Annotated in this window: 20 protein-coding genes; 14 read left to right on the forward strand and 6 right to left on the reverse strand. The window is 33.5% G+C overall.

Annotated features, from left to right (window positions below; translation table 11 throughout):
- Nucleotides 1-11 precede the first annotated feature (11 nt).
- Nucleotides 12-1,040: an endonuclease/exonuclease/phosphatase family protein gene (locus tag AC07XU_RS09630; RefSeq protein ID WP_494943434.1), complete on the forward strand. Its 1,029-nt coding sequence runs from the start codon at nucleotides 12-14 to the stop codon at nucleotides 1,038-1,040.
- 80 nt (nucleotides 1,041-1,120) lie between these two features.
- Nucleotides 1,121-1,312 (forward strand): cold-shock protein, encoded by a 192-nt coding sequence (locus tag AC07XU_RS09635; protein ID WP_494943435.1) that lies wholly within the window; start codon nucleotides 1,121-1,123, stop codon nucleotides 1,310-1,312.
- Between the two features lie 293 nt (nucleotides 1,313-1,605).
- On the opposite strand, the gene AC07XU_RS09640 is transcribed toward AC07XU_RS09635, so the two are convergent.
- The gene (locus tag AC07XU_RS09640; RefSeq protein WP_494943436.1) at nucleotides 1,606-2,430 is read right to left on the reverse strand and encodes a DUF3050 domain-containing protein; all 825 of its coding nucleotides are present in this window, start codon (nucleotides 2,428-2,430) and stop codon (nucleotides 1,606-1,608) included.
- A gap of 141 nt (nucleotides 2,431-2,571) precedes the next feature.
- On the opposite strand from AC07XU_RS09640, the gene AC07XU_RS09645 reads away from it, so the two are divergent.
- The 4 genes from AC07XU_RS09645 to AC07XU_RS09660 all read left to right on the forward strand — a co-directional run bounded on the left by AC07XU_RS09645 (nucleotide 2,572) and on the right by AC07XU_RS09660 (nucleotide 4,585).
- Complete coding sequence (locus AC07XU_RS09645) at nucleotides 2,572-3,021, forward strand: hypothetical protein (RefSeq protein WP_494943437.1); 450 nt, start codon at nucleotides 2,572-2,574, stop codon at nucleotides 3,019-3,021.
- Nucleotides 3,021-3,398, forward strand: coding sequence for a YchJ family protein (locus AC07XU_RS09650; RefSeq protein WP_494943438.1), 378 nt, complete (start codon nucleotides 3,021-3,023; stop codon nucleotides 3,396-3,398). The genes AC07XU_RS09645 and AC07XU_RS09650 overlap by 1 nt, the downstream gene beginning before the upstream one ends.
- 238 nt (nucleotides 3,399-3,636) lie before the next feature.
- Nucleotides 3,637-4,098 (forward strand): response regulator, encoded by a 462-nt coding sequence (locus tag AC07XU_RS09655; RefSeq protein WP_494943439.1) that lies wholly within the window; start codon nucleotides 3,637-3,639, stop codon nucleotides 4,096-4,098.
- Nucleotides 4,099-4,273: 175 nt separating this feature from the next.
- A complete protein-coding gene (locus tag AC07XU_RS09660; protein WP_494943440.1) occupies nucleotides 4,274-4,585 on the forward strand; it encodes a hypothetical protein in 312 nt (103 codons plus the stop codon).
- Nucleotides 4,586-4,597: 12 nt separating this feature from the next.
- Here AC07XU_RS09660 and AC07XU_RS09665 read toward each other — a convergent pair whose 3' ends face one another.
- Nucleotides 4,598-4,978 (reverse strand): hypothetical protein, encoded by a 381-nt coding sequence (locus AC07XU_RS09665; RefSeq protein ID WP_494943441.1) that lies wholly within the window; start codon nucleotides 4,976-4,978, stop codon nucleotides 4,598-4,600.
- Nucleotides 4,979-5,133: 155 nt separating this feature from the next.
- On the opposite strand from AC07XU_RS09665, the gene cmoA reads away from it, so the two are divergent.
- The 3 genes from cmoA to AC07XU_RS09680 are packed head-to-tail and all read left to right on the forward strand — an operon-like array spanning nucleotide 5,134 to nucleotide 7,492.
- Entirely contained in the window at nucleotides 5,134-5,874 is a 741-nt protein-coding gene (cmoA, locus tag AC07XU_RS09670) for a carboxy-S-adenosyl-L-methionine synthase CmoA (RefSeq protein ID WP_494943442.1), read from the forward strand.
- 2 nt (nucleotides 5,875-5,876) lie between these two features.
- Nucleotides 5,877-6,599 (forward strand): methyltransferase family protein, encoded by a 723-nt coding sequence (locus AC07XU_RS09675; RefSeq protein ID WP_494943443.1) that lies wholly within the window; start codon nucleotides 5,877-5,879, stop codon nucleotides 6,597-6,599.
- 38 nt (nucleotides 6,600-6,637) lie between these two features.
- Complete coding sequence (locus AC07XU_RS09680; RefSeq protein WP_494943444.1) at nucleotides 6,638-7,492, forward strand: NAD(P)-dependent oxidoreductase; 855 nt, start codon at nucleotides 6,638-6,640, stop codon at nucleotides 7,490-7,492.
- A 79-nt stretch (nucleotides 7,493-7,571) separates the two neighbouring features.
- On the opposite strand, the gene AC07XU_RS09685 is transcribed toward AC07XU_RS09680, so the two are convergent.
- Nucleotides 7,572-8,207: a DUF4142 domain-containing protein gene (locus AC07XU_RS09685; RefSeq protein ID WP_494943445.1), complete on the reverse strand. Its 636-nt coding sequence runs from the start codon at nucleotides 8,205-8,207 to the stop codon at nucleotides 7,572-7,574.
- 172 nt (nucleotides 8,208-8,379) lie between these two features.
- Between AC07XU_RS09685 and AC07XU_RS09690 the strand changes: the two genes are divergently transcribed.
- The 3 genes from AC07XU_RS09690 to AC07XU_RS09700 all read left to right on the forward strand — a co-directional run bounded on the left by AC07XU_RS09690 (nucleotide 8,380) and on the right by AC07XU_RS09700 (nucleotide 9,277).
- A complete protein-coding gene (locus AC07XU_RS09690; RefSeq protein ID WP_494943446.1) occupies nucleotides 8,380-8,613 on the forward strand; it encodes a hypothetical protein in 234 nt (77 codons plus the stop codon).
- A gap of 94 nt (nucleotides 8,614-8,707) precedes the next feature.
- Nucleotides 8,708-8,941: a hypothetical protein gene (locus AC07XU_RS09695; RefSeq protein WP_494943447.1), complete on the forward strand. Its 234-nt coding sequence runs from the start codon at nucleotides 8,708-8,710 to the stop codon at nucleotides 8,939-8,941.
- A 144-nt stretch (nucleotides 8,942-9,085) separates the two neighbouring features.
- Nucleotides 9,086-9,277, forward strand: a complete 192-nt coding sequence (locus AC07XU_RS09700; protein ID WP_494943448.1) for a hypothetical protein — start codon at nucleotides 9,086-9,088, stop codon at nucleotides 9,275-9,277.
- A 54-nt stretch (nucleotides 9,278-9,331) separates the two neighbouring features.
- Here the strand turns inward: AC07XU_RS09700 and AC07XU_RS09705 are convergent, their stop codons facing one another.
- Together AC07XU_RS09705 and AC07XU_RS09710 are read right to left on the reverse strand one after the other, a co-directional pair.
- Nucleotides 9,332-10,075 carry a L,D-transpeptidase family protein gene (locus AC07XU_RS09705; protein ID WP_494943449.1) on the reverse strand — a complete coding sequence of 248 codons (744 nt, stop codon included), beginning with the start codon at nucleotides 10,073-10,075 and terminating at the stop codon, nucleotides 9,332-9,334.
- A 5-nt stretch (nucleotides 10,076-10,080) separates the two neighbouring features.
- A complete protein-coding gene (locus AC07XU_RS09710) occupies nucleotides 10,081-10,416 on the reverse strand; it encodes a MerR family transcriptional regulator (protein WP_494943450.1) in 336 nt (111 codons plus the stop codon).
- A gap of 248 nt (nucleotides 10,417-10,664) precedes the next feature.
- Here AC07XU_RS09710 and alaS point away from each other — a divergent pair, with 248 nt between their 5' ends.
- Nucleotides 10,665-13,373, forward strand: coding sequence for an alanine--tRNA ligase (alaS, locus tag AC07XU_RS09715; RefSeq protein ID WP_494943451.1), 2,709 nt, complete (start codon nucleotides 10,665-10,667; stop codon nucleotides 13,371-13,373).
- A 62-nt stretch (nucleotides 13,374-13,435) separates the two neighbouring features.
- Complete coding sequence (locus AC07XU_RS09720) at nucleotides 13,436-13,987, forward strand: hypothetical protein (RefSeq protein WP_494943452.1); 552 nt, start codon at nucleotides 13,436-13,438, stop codon at nucleotides 13,985-13,987.
- Nucleotides 13,988-14,062: 75 nt separating this feature from the next.
- On the opposite strand, the gene AC07XU_RS09725 is transcribed toward AC07XU_RS09720, so the two are convergent.
- A complete protein-coding gene (locus tag AC07XU_RS09725) occupies nucleotides 14,063-14,428 on the reverse strand; it encodes a hypothetical protein (RefSeq protein WP_494943453.1) in 366 nt (121 codons plus the stop codon).
- Nucleotides 14,429-14,463: the final 35 nt, after the last annotated feature.

Genomic DNA, 14,463 nt, shown 5'->3' on the forward strand with positions numbered 1-14,463 from the left:
ACAGCTATTGTTTGATAACAGTACTTTTAGTAATTGCTACAGTTGTGCCCCTAATCAGACATGACTCTTGGGTGTTTAGAGTTTTTGAATATCCTCGTTTACAAAAACTAAGTGTCAATTTTTTGCTATTGGCATTGGGATTAGTTTTTTATAACAGGACCACGCCTCATTTGGTGTTTATTGGTTTATTGAGTATTAATTTAATTTATCTCATCTATCAGGTTTTTCCTTTTACCATTTTTGGCAAAAAGCAAATTATAAAAAGTAGGTTCCCAACGGGGGATAAAAATATCAAATTATTAATAGCAAATGTTTATCAAGATAATAGAAACAGTAAGGCTTATTTAAGTTTGATCAATGAATGTAATGCCGATGTGATTTTAATGGTAGAAACCAATTTATGGTGGCAACAACAAATCGATGTTATCGGTGATCAGTATCCTCATCAACTTAAAATTCCATTAGAAAATACGTATGGAATGATTTTCTATTCCAAGTTTGCGCTTAGAAATGGAAGCATCAATTATTTGGTAGAAAATGATATACCATCAATAGCCGTAGAAGTTCAATTGAAATCTGGACAGTGGATTAAGCTGTATTGTTTGCATCCACAACCACCCGTACCGCAAGAAAACCCACGCTCTACCGAACGTGATAAAGAAATATTATTGGTGGCTAAAAAAGCCAAAAATGATAAACTTCCTGTAATTGTTATGGGCGATTTAAATGATGTAGCTTGGAGCTATACCACGGCATTGTTTAGTAAGGTAAGCGGTTTATTAGATCCAAGGCGGGGTAGAGGCTTTTTTAATAGTTTTAATGCCAAATATTTTTTCTTACGTTTTCCTTTAGATCATATATTTTGTTCCTCTAATTTTACCTTAACAGGAATAAAAAGAATGCAGAGTTGCGGATCGGATCATTTTCCAATGTGTGTAAACTTACAATTTGATCCACCTGCTGATTATTTGAATGAAAAACCAAAAGCTGACGCAGGAGATCTAGAATTGGCAGCTGAAAAAATTAATGCCACAACATAGTACAGTTTGCGCCATTTGGCAATGTATTAGTTATTGTCAATAATTTAACTTACCTTTACAACTTAATTAATTACAATATAATGCAACAAGGAACAGTAAAATTTTTCAATGAGACAAAAGGTTTTGGATTTATCGTACCAGCGAATGGTGATAGCGAAATTTTTGTCCATGTATCAGGCTTAATTGATCAAATTCGTGAGAATGATTCAGTAAGCTATGATGTAGAGCAAGGCAAAAAAGGCCTTAACGCAGTTAATGTTAAGATAGACTAAGAGATTATCCTTCATAAATTGAGAAGCATCCGTCTAATAAGGCGGATGTTTTTTTTTGGCAGAAAAATTTGATTTTAGAACCTAAAACTAAAATAAGCAGAGCAAAAAGGAATAAATAAGGCGTTTTTTACAATCCTCATTCATTTTTCACTATCATTAGATATAGGCAAATTCATGTCTACATATTTACTCAAGTTTATGGATGATAGAACCTCTTTAATTTTTGGTATTGTTTCGTGTTTAAGTGGTTTGTTGGTTTTTTATTCCATTTTTAAAAAAGACAAGCAACAACCTTAGTTAAAAACTAAAGACTGTTTCGTTTTTTTAAGTGCTAATATTTCTTCATAAGCACCATTCCATAAGGTGATGCGTTGTTGTAGGGCCATTTGAGTTGCATTTTGAGCAGCTAATAAATAATCAGCTTTACCTTCGCATAAAATTGCTGTCATCTCTAGAGCTAGATTGCTGTGGTGATCTCCATCAACCTCGATGTGTCTATCTAAATAATATTTAAACAAAGAAATTTGCTCTGGGAATTTCGTGTTTAGGTCATTCACAATCGTTAAAAACATATTTGGTATCAAATCCTCTCTACCAAACGTAAAAACACTCGATTGTAAATGAGCTTTGTTGCTATTGATGATTTCGAAAGTATAGTTTACAAATGATTTTGCTGCTTCAGGGGTTTGAGCAACCTTATAAGCAGCATCAAAATCGCCATTAGTTTTTAAGCTATCAATAAACTTATTTATTGCTGTGGTATCTGCACCACACTGTTCCATTGCTTCTAAATACATCTCAAAATGACTTTTTTTATCGCCATTTGCATCAATATCAGATTCTTCGCCCGTAACAATTTCATTAATTAAAGATCGGGTATTGGCATTACCTACCGGAAACCAAGGTGTTTGTACACAAGTTAAATTAATCTGTAAGCTTTTTAAGAGCGACATGAAATCCCAGACCGCATATACATGATATTGCATAAAAATACGCAAATCTGCAAGGGTTTCTATCACCTCATAAACTTTATGGTTTACAATTTCTGCCTTTAATGATGCTATTTCTTCTTGAATTTTATTTAAATCTTGCAACATAATCTTTAATCTTTGTTGCAAATATAAATGTTAGAACATCAAGCATTTTCTGAGAAAAGTCATTTGTTTATTTTAGGTTGGGTTTTGATTTAACCTTGCTTGCCACTATTTAGCTATACAATTAAATTTTTTCGGCTGAAATAGAAAACTTAAATTTATAACATGAAAAATACAACATTGGTAATTGTGCTATTTGCAGTGCTATTTATAAGTAGCTGTAATTTTTTTGGTAAAGATGAACCACTAGATCCATCAAAGTTTAACTGTTATATCGCAATCAATAAAGGTGATACTGCCTGGTTGGATATAGATACTACTGACCAAAAAATAAAGGGATTGTTTACCATGAGTTATGGTGGAAAAAAGAGATATCATGGAGAAATTAAGGGCACAATAAAAAACGATACACTTAACGCACACTACGATTTTAAAGTTAACAAAGTTGATAAGTGGTATAGAAATCCGGTTTCTTTTTTAAGGAAAGAGAATAAATTGATAATGGGGGTAGGAGATATTGTAATGGTATGGGGCTCTGGTGTTTTTAAAGAAGGAGTGCCTGTTGATTATAATAAAGGGAGGTTTGTTTTTGAAAGGACCGTTTGTAAATATTAATGGAAAACAGCTTATGTAAATGTTGCTCTGGCTTAACTTACGCTAATTGCTGTGAGCCTTATCACCAGAAAAAGCAAACTGCTACAACACCAGAATTGCTAATGAGATCTAGGTATTGTGCGTATGCTTTGCATCTTGCAGATTATTTAGTTGCAACAACCCATGCTAGTGTTAGGCATCTACACCCGCAAGCCTCAATTTTAGCTTGGGCAAAAGCCAACGTTTGGTTAAAATTAGAGATATGCAATGCAAAAGGTGACCTTGTTGAGTTTAAAGCTTATTATACACATCAAAACAAAATGTACGTGCACCATGAGCGTTCTACTTTTTTGAACGACAAGCAAAAATGGTATTATTTAAGTGGAACTTATTTTTAAAGCGATGTTTGTTTGATCATCGAAAACTTAATTTTAAATTTAAAACACTACATTAGAATTCAATTGAAATGTAACATTTTTATTAAACATTACATTTAGATAATCATTGTTGCGTAGTCTAACTTTTAAATCTTGTTAAAGTTGGCAAATATGTGCTTGATGTAGAGCCTAAACCAGTTTTGTTGAAAATAGATTTAGAATTATTGCTTCTTTTAATAGAATTTAGTTTCACTTTATTGTGAAAAGAAATATTGTAAGTTGTGTTTCATTATTTTATATTTACATTATCCCTTTAAAAACAAAACCTATTGTGAAATTCTCTTTCAAAAAACCCGAAGAAGTAAAAAAGAAAATCCTTATTGTGGAGGATGAGCCCATGAGTATTATGGTCATCCAAAAAATACTGGCGCCCTATCAGTTTCAGTTGGTTATTGCGGTAAATGGATTAGATGCTGTTGAAAAGTTTCAAAAAGAGAAAGCAGACCTGGTAATTATGGATTTATATATGCCGGAAATGGATGGTTTTGAAGCTTCAAAACGTATTAAAGCGTTGTCTATTGATACACCGATTATTGTAATTTCTACGACAGACATACCAGAGGAGGAGCTTAAAAAAGATATCGGAATTGACTATTTATTAAAGAAGCCTTTAAATATTAAGAAATTTCAAGACTTTATCCACATGCTGCTTTTAGCCTAAACTTACGATCATTTAAATTTATTTTCTAAGTTTAAATTTTCCAAAAAATTAATTGTTAGTTTAACAAGCTCTTAATTAACCAAATAGCGGTTTTCCATATAAAAAACGTAATAAAATAAGTGTTTTGTACTTATTATTATTTACATTTGCTAAAAATAATAGCAAATTTTTATTCATGATCGTTACAGTAGTTGCCATTTTTGATGAATTTAATCCACATGCTCCTTTAGCCAAGGTGCTTAAAGAAAGATTAGTTCGCTTAGCTGCAGAATTGCAAGATGTAGCGTTAAAGCCGCTCGGCACAATGCCCCCAATGGATGGAGACGTTGTGGTTTACATTAGCTATAATTTAAAATATACGGTAAGATGGCGTATTGCCAATGATGTACCAGATTACATTGAGAAAGAGGTTGCACATATCTGTGCACTAAAAGGATACATCGCCTGGAAAACTACTACCGTAAGTATGCTTAAAGGCAAAAAGTAATACATTTGAGTACTAGTCTACTTGCAAAGGTTCATTCGGAAAAATGATTTGCTCTTTGTCTTTTTTCCAATTAGAAGTTACATTTTCTAACTTAATATCTGTTGATGCACCTGTTTGTTGCTTTTTATCCAACAAGCCTTCTGCGTTTTGTGTCACATGAGTTCTTACATCAGCAATAACATTCATTAACTTTTGGTTAGCCGTACTTTTACTTCTGCCAACTAGTTTATCGAATAAATTGCTGATCTTTTTTTGGGTTAATTTGTCCTTTTTAGTGGCAAACAGTGCTCCAATTGCTAATCCTACAGCAACGCCGCCAATAATTGCTACGGTTGCCATGTTATTATTTCTTCTGTTTAACAAGCTTCTTTTTAAATATTGCTGATATTTCATAAGGATAGGTTTTTAGTATAGTTAACCATTCTATTCACCATTTGTTTATAAAACGTTACTAATATTTCTAAGCCCAATTTATTTAATGTTTGAAATGGCTAAACTATTCTTAAATTGTGTAGTCAAAACACCATTGCCTTAACCAACAACAATTTATGAATGAAAAAAACAATCTAGATCAAGTTTTTAAAGAAGAGATTAAAAAACCCTCTGATTTTAAATTTGGTGCTACGGTAGCAAATGCCTTCGATGATATGGTAGAGCGCTCCGTTCCTTTTTATAATGAAATCCAACGAATGATTATTGAGCTTGCTGCAGAGCATGCTATGCCAAATACTAATGTGGTAGATTTGGGTTGTAGCACAGGTACAACCATGATAGGGCTAAACCCACTCGTAGACGAAAGCATTAAATTTATTGGCTTGGATGACTCAACAGAAATGCTTAAAAAATGCGATGTGAAATTGAAAGAAGCTAATTTTAAAAGAAGCTATGAATTAGTTGTAGGCGATTTGCATGAGGATGTAAAAATTGAAACCGCATCTGTAGTTATTTTATGTTTGACCTTACAATTTCTTAGACCAATTTACCGCGAGCGTTTGTTAAAAAAGATTTATGATGGTTTAGTACCCGGTGGTGTTTTAATAATTTCAGAAAAGATATTAGCGGAAGACAGCATGTTTAACAGGAATTTCATTAAATATTACTATGATTATAAACGCCGTAATCAATACAGTGAGATGGAAATCTCGCAAAAAAGAGAGGCTTTAGAAAATGTGCTGATCCCGTATAAGCTTAGCGAGAATTTTAAAATGCTCAGAGAAGCTGGTTTCCCATTGGTAGAAACATTTTTTAAATGGTATAATTTCTCTGGTTTTATCGCTGTAAAAAACTAATTATGATAGCTATAGGCAACTTTTTTTTCAAATACAGAAACTTCTTATTTATTTTCTTGTATCTCGCCCTTTTTATCCCTTCGCCTCAAATATTTAGAGAGAGTACCATTGGTGAACACTATTACCTTTATCCATTAATTATAGGTCTTTTTATCACAATTTTCGGTCAGCTGATACGCGGTGTGGCTATCTCTTTGGCTTACATAGTTAGAGGTGGTAGAGACAAAAATGTTTATGCCGAAGATTTGGTAACCGAAGGATTTTTTAACCATGGTAGAAATCCACTTTATGTAGGTAATATTTTAATGTTGGTAGGGGTGGGTATTTTAATGAATTCTGTTGTTTTCATGTGTATTTTCATTCCACTGTTTTTATTTATTTATCAGGCTATTGTATTGGCCGAAGAGAATTTTTTGAGAGGTAAATTCGGATCTCAGTTCGATGCTTATTGCGCAAGGGTAAATCGTTGGTGGATTAATTTTAGCGGCATTGGTAAAACCATAGGTAGCATGGCTTTTAATGGCAAACGCTGGCTAATTAAAGAGTACAACACGCAAACGGTTTGGTTGTTAGGTATTGTTGTTATTTTACTATATTATTATCCTCAACTTACCAATGGTGATGCTGTTTTGAGAGATAGAATTGGTATTACTGCCTTAGTGATACTTGCCGCCTATTATTTTACCATAAGGTATTTAAAGAAAAGCGGAAAATGGAAGGGTTAGCAAACCAAAACAATGGTTACATTTAATTAACTTTGGTGATGAATTTAACTAAAATTGGCTGGATTGGCTTAGGTAAAATGGGCGTTCCGATGGTTCAAAACCTAATCAATGCTGGTTATGAATTGTCACTTTATAATCGGAGTAAAAAAGTGCTAGCAAGTTTCGAGCACAATCATGCAAAGATTGCTGAAAGTCCAAAATCATTACTAGCAGATTGTGAAGTTGTGATCATCATGGTTTCTGATGATGAAGCCATAGAACAAGTATTTGCAGGAGAAAATGGTTTGCTAGCAGGTGATTCTTCGGAAAAGATTATCATAAATATGAGCACTGTTTCTGCAGCAATCAGTATAAAAATGCAGAATTTGCTGATACAAAAAGGTGGACAATACATTGATGCACCTGTATCAGGAAGTTTGAAACAAGCAACAGAAGGTACTTTAGTAATTATGGCAGGTGGCGATGCAGCTATTTACAATAAAATACTGCCCATTTTTAATTGCTTAGGTAAATTTTCGCTTCACGTTGGCAACACAGGATCTGGTAATACTGCTAAACTAGCGATTAATGCATTACTTAGTTTTCATGCCTTAGGATTGGCTGAAGCTGTTAATTTTGCAGAACAAAAAGGTATAAGTAAAACTCAGTTATTGGCTTTGATTAATGAAAGTGCTTTAGCAAATCCTTTTATGAAAATTAAAGGAGAAGCTATACTTAATGAAAATTATGCTCCAGTTTTTGCATTGAAACATATTGTGAAAGATTTGCAACTTGCTAAAGATGCAGGAATTAATAGCCCTTTAGCAAATACAGCCTTGCAAAAATTTACTGCTGCGCAAGATGAAATAGGTGATGAGGATATTATTTCAATTTATAAAAAGTTATCGCTTTGATTAAGCTTTAAATTAAAAAATCCGATGAATTTATGTGAATTACATAAGATCATCGGATTTTTTTTCTTTACTCAATTTGCTATCCAGCTTGTTTATTTCGATTGCTGATTTTCAATGGATCATCGCCTTGATTAACTTTTGGTACCATAATAGCGGTATCTATCTTTAAAATTTGTTGATGATATTGTTTTAGTTTTGGTAAAGCTCCAGTAGCAAAATTGTTTATTTCATTATCTTTTGATCTGCTTCCTAGAGCAAATGCATCAATAGCATCTTGATTTTCATTGATAATTAATTTTACATAAAATTCGTTTCTGCCTTCATCTTTCAACTCATCCATTTTTTTAATTAGCTCAACTTTACTGTTAGGCAATAATTTAGGTAACACGAAACCTTTTTGAGAAGCAAGATCATTTAATTTAGTATTCAGCATTTGATGCTCTTTACTTAACATTAAAGCGAAATTTTTAATTTTTGGGTCAACAGTTTCACTTGCAATTTTATTGCTACTTTCTAACTGAACCATGTTGGCATAAGCTGCATTTTCTAAAAATAGTCGACTATCTGGCTCTAAGTCAACAGCTTCGTTTGTTTCGTTTAATAGCGTATCTGCGCTTGCATTTGCACTAGTGTCGGCTTGGTCTTTGTTATCGCTTTTGGTATTACTACATGCGGCAAAAACAAAAAGGAATAAGATAAATATGGAATTTTTCATAATAGATTTTTAAAAACTTAACAAGTATGTTGCATTTATGTTTAACAAAAAATTAGTAGATTCACTTTGATATTATAAGAGCCAAATATTCATCATGATTTCCAAAAACATTTTGTCGAATTTTTTGGTTGTTATTAAACATTAGCGTTTTTCATTAGTTAATTTCAATATCATGGTTAAGATTGATTATTTGTACGATATTTTTGAAAATCAACTCCCTTTATTATTTACCCTTATGCAAGGCGACAGTAAGGAACTGTTCTACATTTGTGTAGGCGATCAATTGGTAGGAACTATAAATAAGGTTACCAATGGCTGGGAGCAAATTGGCGGAAGCAGAATGTCTGATGAATTTATCAGTAAAATGGGAGAGGTAATTGAACATGAATATTTATTAACTCATTAACCCAATTCGCCAGAGTTTATTAGTTTGATAAAATCATTTCATTTATTTTAAACAATCGATGGTTTTTCAGGTTGCTTTTTTAAATAAGTAAATCATGGAAAACATCATTCAAAAAATTACTCAAAAATACGGTTCAGAAATTAGTGAAATTAAGCAAGTAGGACCTGCAGAGTTATCGATACAACTTACAAAGGATGTTAATACGACTAATTTCACTCAGAAACTACAAGACAATTTATTGTCAATTATTGACGATTTAAGCATCGTTAAAATTAATATCATGGATGCTAATGGCAATTTAACAGATACTTTTTCGTCTAATCAGTAGTGGTTACAACTTTTAGTTGTTGGTTTTAAAGGGTAGCGAGGGCAATATTTCTAAATTTTAAAAACTTTTTATTACGATTTTTCTTTAATAGATATCTCTTTAAATAGAGGTGAAAAAATTAAAGTTAAACTAAAAGAAAAAATAATGAAATTAAAATTTGTAATGATGCTTGCAGTTGTCGGTATGGCGATGGCAAGTTGTAGCTCAAGCAGAACAGATAGTGGCGCTATGGATTCATCAGCGGTTGATAGCATGAAAAGAGATTCGATGATGCGTGATACGATGAATAGTATGCCAGATACCACTAAGGTGCCAGACACTACTGGCGTTCAATAGACTATTAATTAGTTAATTATATAAAGCAATTGTAGGTTATCTTACAGTTGCTTTTTATTTTACAATCTCTATGGTTGTATCTTGAAAAACCATTTTCCGAAACCATAGCATATCATCATTACTTAAAGCAATACATCCATTTGTCCAATCCTTTTTACGCTTTGTGCCTTTGCTTGTTCCATGAACCATAATATTGCTGCCAGGCTGTAGTCCTTTAGCTTTTGCTCTCGCTGAATCGATTTTATTTGGATAGGAGATATGGAAAGAGTGAAGAGTTGTGCTATTCCATTTTTGCCAATCTAACTTATAAACACCTTCTGGCGTTTTGCCATCCCCTTCATATTCTTTTTGTCCTATTGGTTTAGGGCCAAGCGCTACCGGAAATGTTTTTATCGTTTTTCCATCTTTTAATAAATACATTTTTCGCTCATGTTTAACCACTAGCACTTTGTTTACTAGATTTTTGCGTTCAATAAATTCTTCAGCCTCTGCAAGTATTTGTTCGTAAGATTTTTTTTGCTGTTGGATTGATGTGGATTCTTGTAAACGCATTCTTGCTTTAGCGTTACTCAGTATTTGAAGAAATAATTTTGTTTTGCCAACAGTATCAGTAATTTTCTTTAGTTGAATGTACTGTTTGAGATCGTTTTGATCAACAGTTGTATTCAAAAGCTGATCCTGATATAAGATCTTGTTATCTTGTGCAGTGGCCTCAAAGTTTGAAAAAACTAGAAGTGCCAGCAATAATAAACCAAAAAACCAAGCGTAAAGAGCAGTTAATTTTGGGTAATTTCTCATCGATTTTACATTTGATCGCTCAATTTCAATAAAAAATCTTTCAATTTTTCTAAGGATGCAATCACTTTTTGGTTTTCTTTTACTTCACCAGAGTTGTTTTTCAAATGTTCTTTTGCGCCTTTTAAGGTAAAACCTTTTTCATCTACCAAGTGAAATATGATTTTTAAATTCTCGATGTCATCGGCAGTAAATAAACGATTTCCTTTTTTGTTTTTCTTTGGCTGCAGTACATCAAATTCTTTTTCATAAAATCTAATTTGCGAAGCATTTACACCAAACATTTCGGTAACTTCACCCATGGTGTAGTACATTTTATTAATCTCTCTCTCTTTGTATGGCATGGTTCTAACTGATTATGAATTGATTGTAGCTTTTACTTAAAGTATTCAAATGTAAGGTGATTTTAGTAGAATACCGCAATAAAATTTTAATTTTGTTCTAGATTTAAATAACCATCAACACACAAAGAACGCAAATGGATTTTTGTTGTAGGCTATGAAATTGTTAACTAATATTATTTGACAATTCGCAACATTTCAGCCTTACAGCTTTAAAACATTTCAACATCAAAACATTACAATACTACCAAATGACAGCTAAAGAAATAAGACAGACCTATTTAGATTTTTTTAAAAGTAAACAGCATCATATTGTGGCATCTGCGCCAATAGTGGTAAAAAACGACCCCACTTTAATGTTTACCAATGCAGGGATGAATCAATTTAAAGATTTGTTTTTAGGTGAAGCTGCCATTAAATATCCACGTGTTGCCGATACCCAACGTTGTTTGCGTGTTTCGGGCAAACATAATGATTTAGAAGAAGTAGGTATTGACACTTATCACCATACCATGTTCGAGATGTTGGGCAATTGGAGTTTTGGCGATTATTTTAAAAAGGAAGCCATTGCTTGGAGTTGGGAATTACTAACCGAGGTTTACAAAATTCCGAAAGATCAATTGTATGTTTCTATTTTTGAGGGAGATGAAAAAGAAGGTTTGCCAAGAGATACTGAAGCTTTTGAATTGTGGAAGCAGTTTGTACCCGAAGACCGTATCATTTTAGGGAATAAAAAAGACAATTTTTGGGAAATGGGTGATACTGGGCCATGCGGACCATGCTCAGAAATCCATGTAGATTGTAGGCCTATAGCAGAGCGGGAAACTGTAAGCGGAAAAACTTTGGTAAATGCAGATCATCCTCAAGTAATTGAGATTTGGAACAATGTATTTATGCAGTTTAACCGCATAAAGGATGGTTCTTTAAAACCTTTACCAGCACAGCATGTGGATACAGGTATGGGTTTTGAGCGTTTGGTGCGGGTATTGCAAGGTAAAACTTCCAATTACGATAGCGATGTTTTTCAACCCTTAATTCAATTTATTTCAGAAAAATCTGGATTTGAATATGTAAGTAGTGCCGAACCAGGCGATAAAGGCTGGAATGAAGCCGTTGCGATGCGTGTAATGGCAGATCACATTAGAGCAATCTCATTTGTAATCGCTGATGGACAATTGCCATCCAACAACAAAGCTGGTTACGTTATTCGCCGTATCTTGCGTAGATCTGTTCGTTATGCCTATACTTTCTTAAACCTTAAAGAGCCATTTTTAAACCTATTGGTGCCGGTTTTGGCAGATCAGTTTAATGGTGTTTTCGATGAATTATATTTGCAGAAGGATTTCGTTCAAAAGGTGGTTTTAGAAGAAGAGGTTTCGTTTTTAAGGACTTTAGAGAAGGGGATAACACTTTTTGAAAGTCATTTAAATAATACGGTTGTTCCTGCAAATAATGAAGGTCATGGATATGGTTTTGATTATGATGGTTCATCAATAGAAAATGTGCCAGTAAAATGCATTTCTGGTAATTTTTCGTTTTTGTTATATGATACCTTTGGGTTTCCGATAGATTTAACAGAGTTGATGGCACGTGAAAAAGATTTTTCTGTTAATATAGAGGAATTTAACAAAGCCTTAGAAGAACAAAAAAACCGGTCTCGTGCCGCAACAGCTGTAGATACTGGGGATTGGATTATTGTTAACCAAGATAATGATACCGAATTTGTAGGTTATGATTTAACTGAAATAGAAACCGAAATTTTAAAATACCGCAAAGTAAGTGCAAAGGGTAAAGAACAATATCAAATCGTTTTACGCCAAACCCCATTTTATGCAGAAAGTGGCGGACAAGTAGGAGACACTGGTCGCTTAGAAGACCACAGTCGCCAGTTTTGGGTAGACATTACCGATACCAAAAAAGAAAACGGTGTAATTGTACATTACACAAATACGCTGCCAACAGATGTAGATGGCAAATTTTGGGCAGTAATTGATGAGGATAAAAGGATTTTAACAGAAGATAACCACTCTGCCACCCACTTATTGCATGCAGCATTAAAAAAGGTTTTGGGTACACATGTTAACCAAAAAGGAAGTTTGGTAAATTCAGATAACTTGCGTTTCGATTTTTCTCATTTCGCTAAAATAAGTGAAGAAGATTTATTAGAGATTGAGCGCTTGGTTAATCAGAAGATTAGAGAGAATATCAAACTAAATGAGCAACGCAATGTGCCTTATGATGAAGCGATCAACTCAGGGGTAACTGCTTTATTTGGCGAAAAATATGGAGATTTTGTGCGTGTAATTACTTTTGATGATCAGTTTAGTAAAGAACTTTGCGGTGGTACGCACGTAAAAGCAACAGGACAAATTGGTTATTTTAAAATCATTTCTGAGAGTGCTGTGGCAGCAGGTGTTCGCCGTATAGAAGCTATAACCGCAGATAAAGCCGAGCAATTCATTGCTAATCAAAGCAAAGAGCTTAATCAGTTAAAGGCTTTGTTAAAGGGTAGTCAAAACATTAGCGCAGCTGTGCAGGCTTTAATTGATGAAAATGCAAAACTAAAAAAGGAAGTAGAGAAAAGCATATTGGCAAAAGCTGGCGATATGAAACAAGAAATTGCAGCTAAAGCAGAAAATATTAATGGCATCAATTTTATTGCCACGCAGGTAGATTTACCAAATGCAGATGCGGTTAAAAATTTAGCTTTTGAGGTTAAAGCTTTAGTGCCTGATTTGTATTTGGTATTTACTACTTTAATTGATGAAAAACCTGGGATTACAATTATGATTGCAGAAAATATCGTTTCAGAAAATTTAAATGCAGCCAAAATTGTTAGAGAATTGGGTAAAGAAATACAAGGAGGTGGCGGTGGTCAGCCATTTTATGCAACTGCTGGAGGTAAAAATGCAGCAGGCTTGGCCAATGTGTTAGAAAAAGCCAAACAATTTTTGATCTAATATTTAACTATAGCATTAGTTATTATAAAAATTTTCTACTTTAGAGAAATAAAATTATCTAAATGAAAAAATTAATACTCTCAGGCCTTTTGTTGGCTTCAGCATTATTTGTTAATGCGCAAAGTAAAGATACCACCGCAACAAAAGGTGGAAGAAACGGAAATAATGAAATTAAGCTTAACTTATTAATGAGCATAGCTGGTATTCCTGAGCTTAATTACGAAAGGATAGTTGCTGATGATCAAGCTGTAGGTTTAGCGTTATTAGTTGGTGTAAATAGTGATGAATCTGATTACAAATTTGGAGCTATTCCCTATTACAGGGTTTATTTTGGCTCAAAAAAGGCAAGTGGATTTTTTATTGAAGCTAATGCTGCCGTATTAAGTCTAGAAAGTAATGTATATCAATATTTCGAAGATCAGTATTTCGGAACATATGCCGCATCAAAACCAACTACTATAACTAGATTTGGTTTAGGCGCTGCAGCTGGTGGTAAATTTTTAACAAAAAGTGGTTTTATTGGCGAGGCATATTTTGGAGTGGGAAGAATTTTTGGAGAGAGCAATTTAGAAGCTTATCCTCGTATTGGTATCACCATTGGTAAGAGATTTTAAAGATCATTAATTTAGGATAAAAAAAAATCCGCTAGTTGTAATTAACTAGCGGATTTTTTTTTGGATCAAGGTCGATTATCTTCTGCCTTTGCCATGACCTTTACCGTGTCCTTTGCCATGTTTGTAAGCATGTTTGTTATTTTTATAATACACTTGTTTTACATTGTAATATCGAGTAGCTGGTCTGTTGTAGCTTCTACTTACTACTCTTCTACCTGGTGTGTAGTATCTACGGTTAGAAAAATTGTTTTGTTTAACATAAACTACTCTTGGTGCAGGTGCGTAATAAGTTCGGTGCACTACGGGCCTTGCGTAATAATCGTTATAAAATCCGTACCTCGGTTGTGCGCCAATATTAACGCTTAAACTTACTTGCGCTTGTGCTGGTTGGTAAATGGCGGCAGCAACTGCTACTAATGCCATTAAGATAAACTTTTTCATATAACTAAATTTAATTCGTGTGTATCAATTAAAAC

The organism is Pedobacter sp. GW456-11-11-14-TSB4, assembly GCF_059424425.1.

What these genes read in the sequence shown, in the direction of transcription:
- AC07XU_RS09635 (WP_494943435.1), top strand. Translation starts at nt 1,121, where the DNA reads ATGCAACAAGGAACAGTAAAATTTTTCAATGAGACAAAAGGTTTTGGA.
- AC07XU_RS09645 (WP_494943437.1), top strand. Translation starts at nt 2,572, where the DNA reads ATGAAAAATACAACATTGGTAATTGTGCTATTTGCAGTGCTATTTATA.
- AC07XU_RS09650 (WP_494943438.1), top strand. Translation starts at nt 3,021, where the DNA reads ATGGAAAACAGCTTATGTAAATGTTGCTCTGGCTTAACTTACGCTAAT.
- AC07XU_RS09660 (WP_494943440.1), top strand. Translation starts at nt 4,274, where the DNA reads ATGATCGTTACAGTAGTTGCCATTTTTGATGAATTTAATCCACATGCT.
- AC07XU_RS09665 (WP_494943441.1), bottom strand. Translation starts at nt 4,978, where the DNA reads ATGAAATATCAGCAATATTTAAAAAGAAGCTTGTTAAACAGAAGAAAT.
- cmoA (WP_494943442.1), top strand. Translation starts at nt 5,134, where the DNA reads ATGAATGAAAAAAACAATCTAGATCAAGTTTTTAAAGAAGAGATTAAA.
- AC07XU_RS09675 (WP_494943443.1), top strand. Translation starts at nt 5,877, where the DNA reads ATGATAGCTATAGGCAACTTTTTTTTCAAATACAGAAACTTCTTATTT.
- AC07XU_RS09680 (WP_494943444.1), top strand. Translation starts at nt 6,638, where the DNA reads ATGAATTTAACTAAAATTGGCTGGATTGGCTTAGGTAAAATGGGCGTT.
- AC07XU_RS09685 (WP_494943445.1), bottom strand. Translation starts at nt 8,207, where the DNA reads ATGAAAAATTCCATATTTATCTTATTCCTTTTTGTTTTTGCCGCATGT.
- AC07XU_RS09690 (WP_494943446.1), top strand. Translation starts at nt 8,380, where the DNA reads ATGGTTAAGATTGATTATTTGTACGATATTTTTGAAAATCAACTCCCT.
- AC07XU_RS09695 (WP_494943447.1), top strand. Translation starts at nt 8,708, where the DNA reads ATGGAAAACATCATTCAAAAAATTACTCAAAAATACGGTTCAGAAATT.
- AC07XU_RS09700 (WP_494943448.1), top strand. Translation starts at nt 9,086, where the DNA reads ATGAAATTAAAATTTGTAATGATGCTTGCAGTTGTCGGTATGGCGATG.
- AC07XU_RS09705 (WP_494943449.1), bottom strand. Translation starts at nt 10,075, where the DNA reads ATGAGAAATTACCCAAAATTAACTGCTCTTTACGCTTGGTTTTTTGGT.
- AC07XU_RS09710 (WP_494943450.1), bottom strand. Translation starts at nt 10,416, where the DNA reads ATGCCATACAAAGAGAGAGAGATTAATAAAATGTACTACACCATGGGT.
- alaS (WP_494943451.1), top strand. Translation starts at nt 10,665, where the DNA reads ATGACAGCTAAAGAAATAAGACAGACCTATTTAGATTTTTTTAAAAGT.
- AC07XU_RS09720 (WP_494943452.1), top strand. Translation starts at nt 13,436, where the DNA reads ATGAAAAAATTAATACTCTCAGGCCTTTTGTTGGCTTCAGCATTATTT.
- AC07XU_RS09725 (WP_494943453.1), bottom strand. Translation starts at nt 14,428, where the DNA reads ATGAAAAAGTTTATCTTAATGGCATTAGTAGCAGTTGCTGCCGCCATT.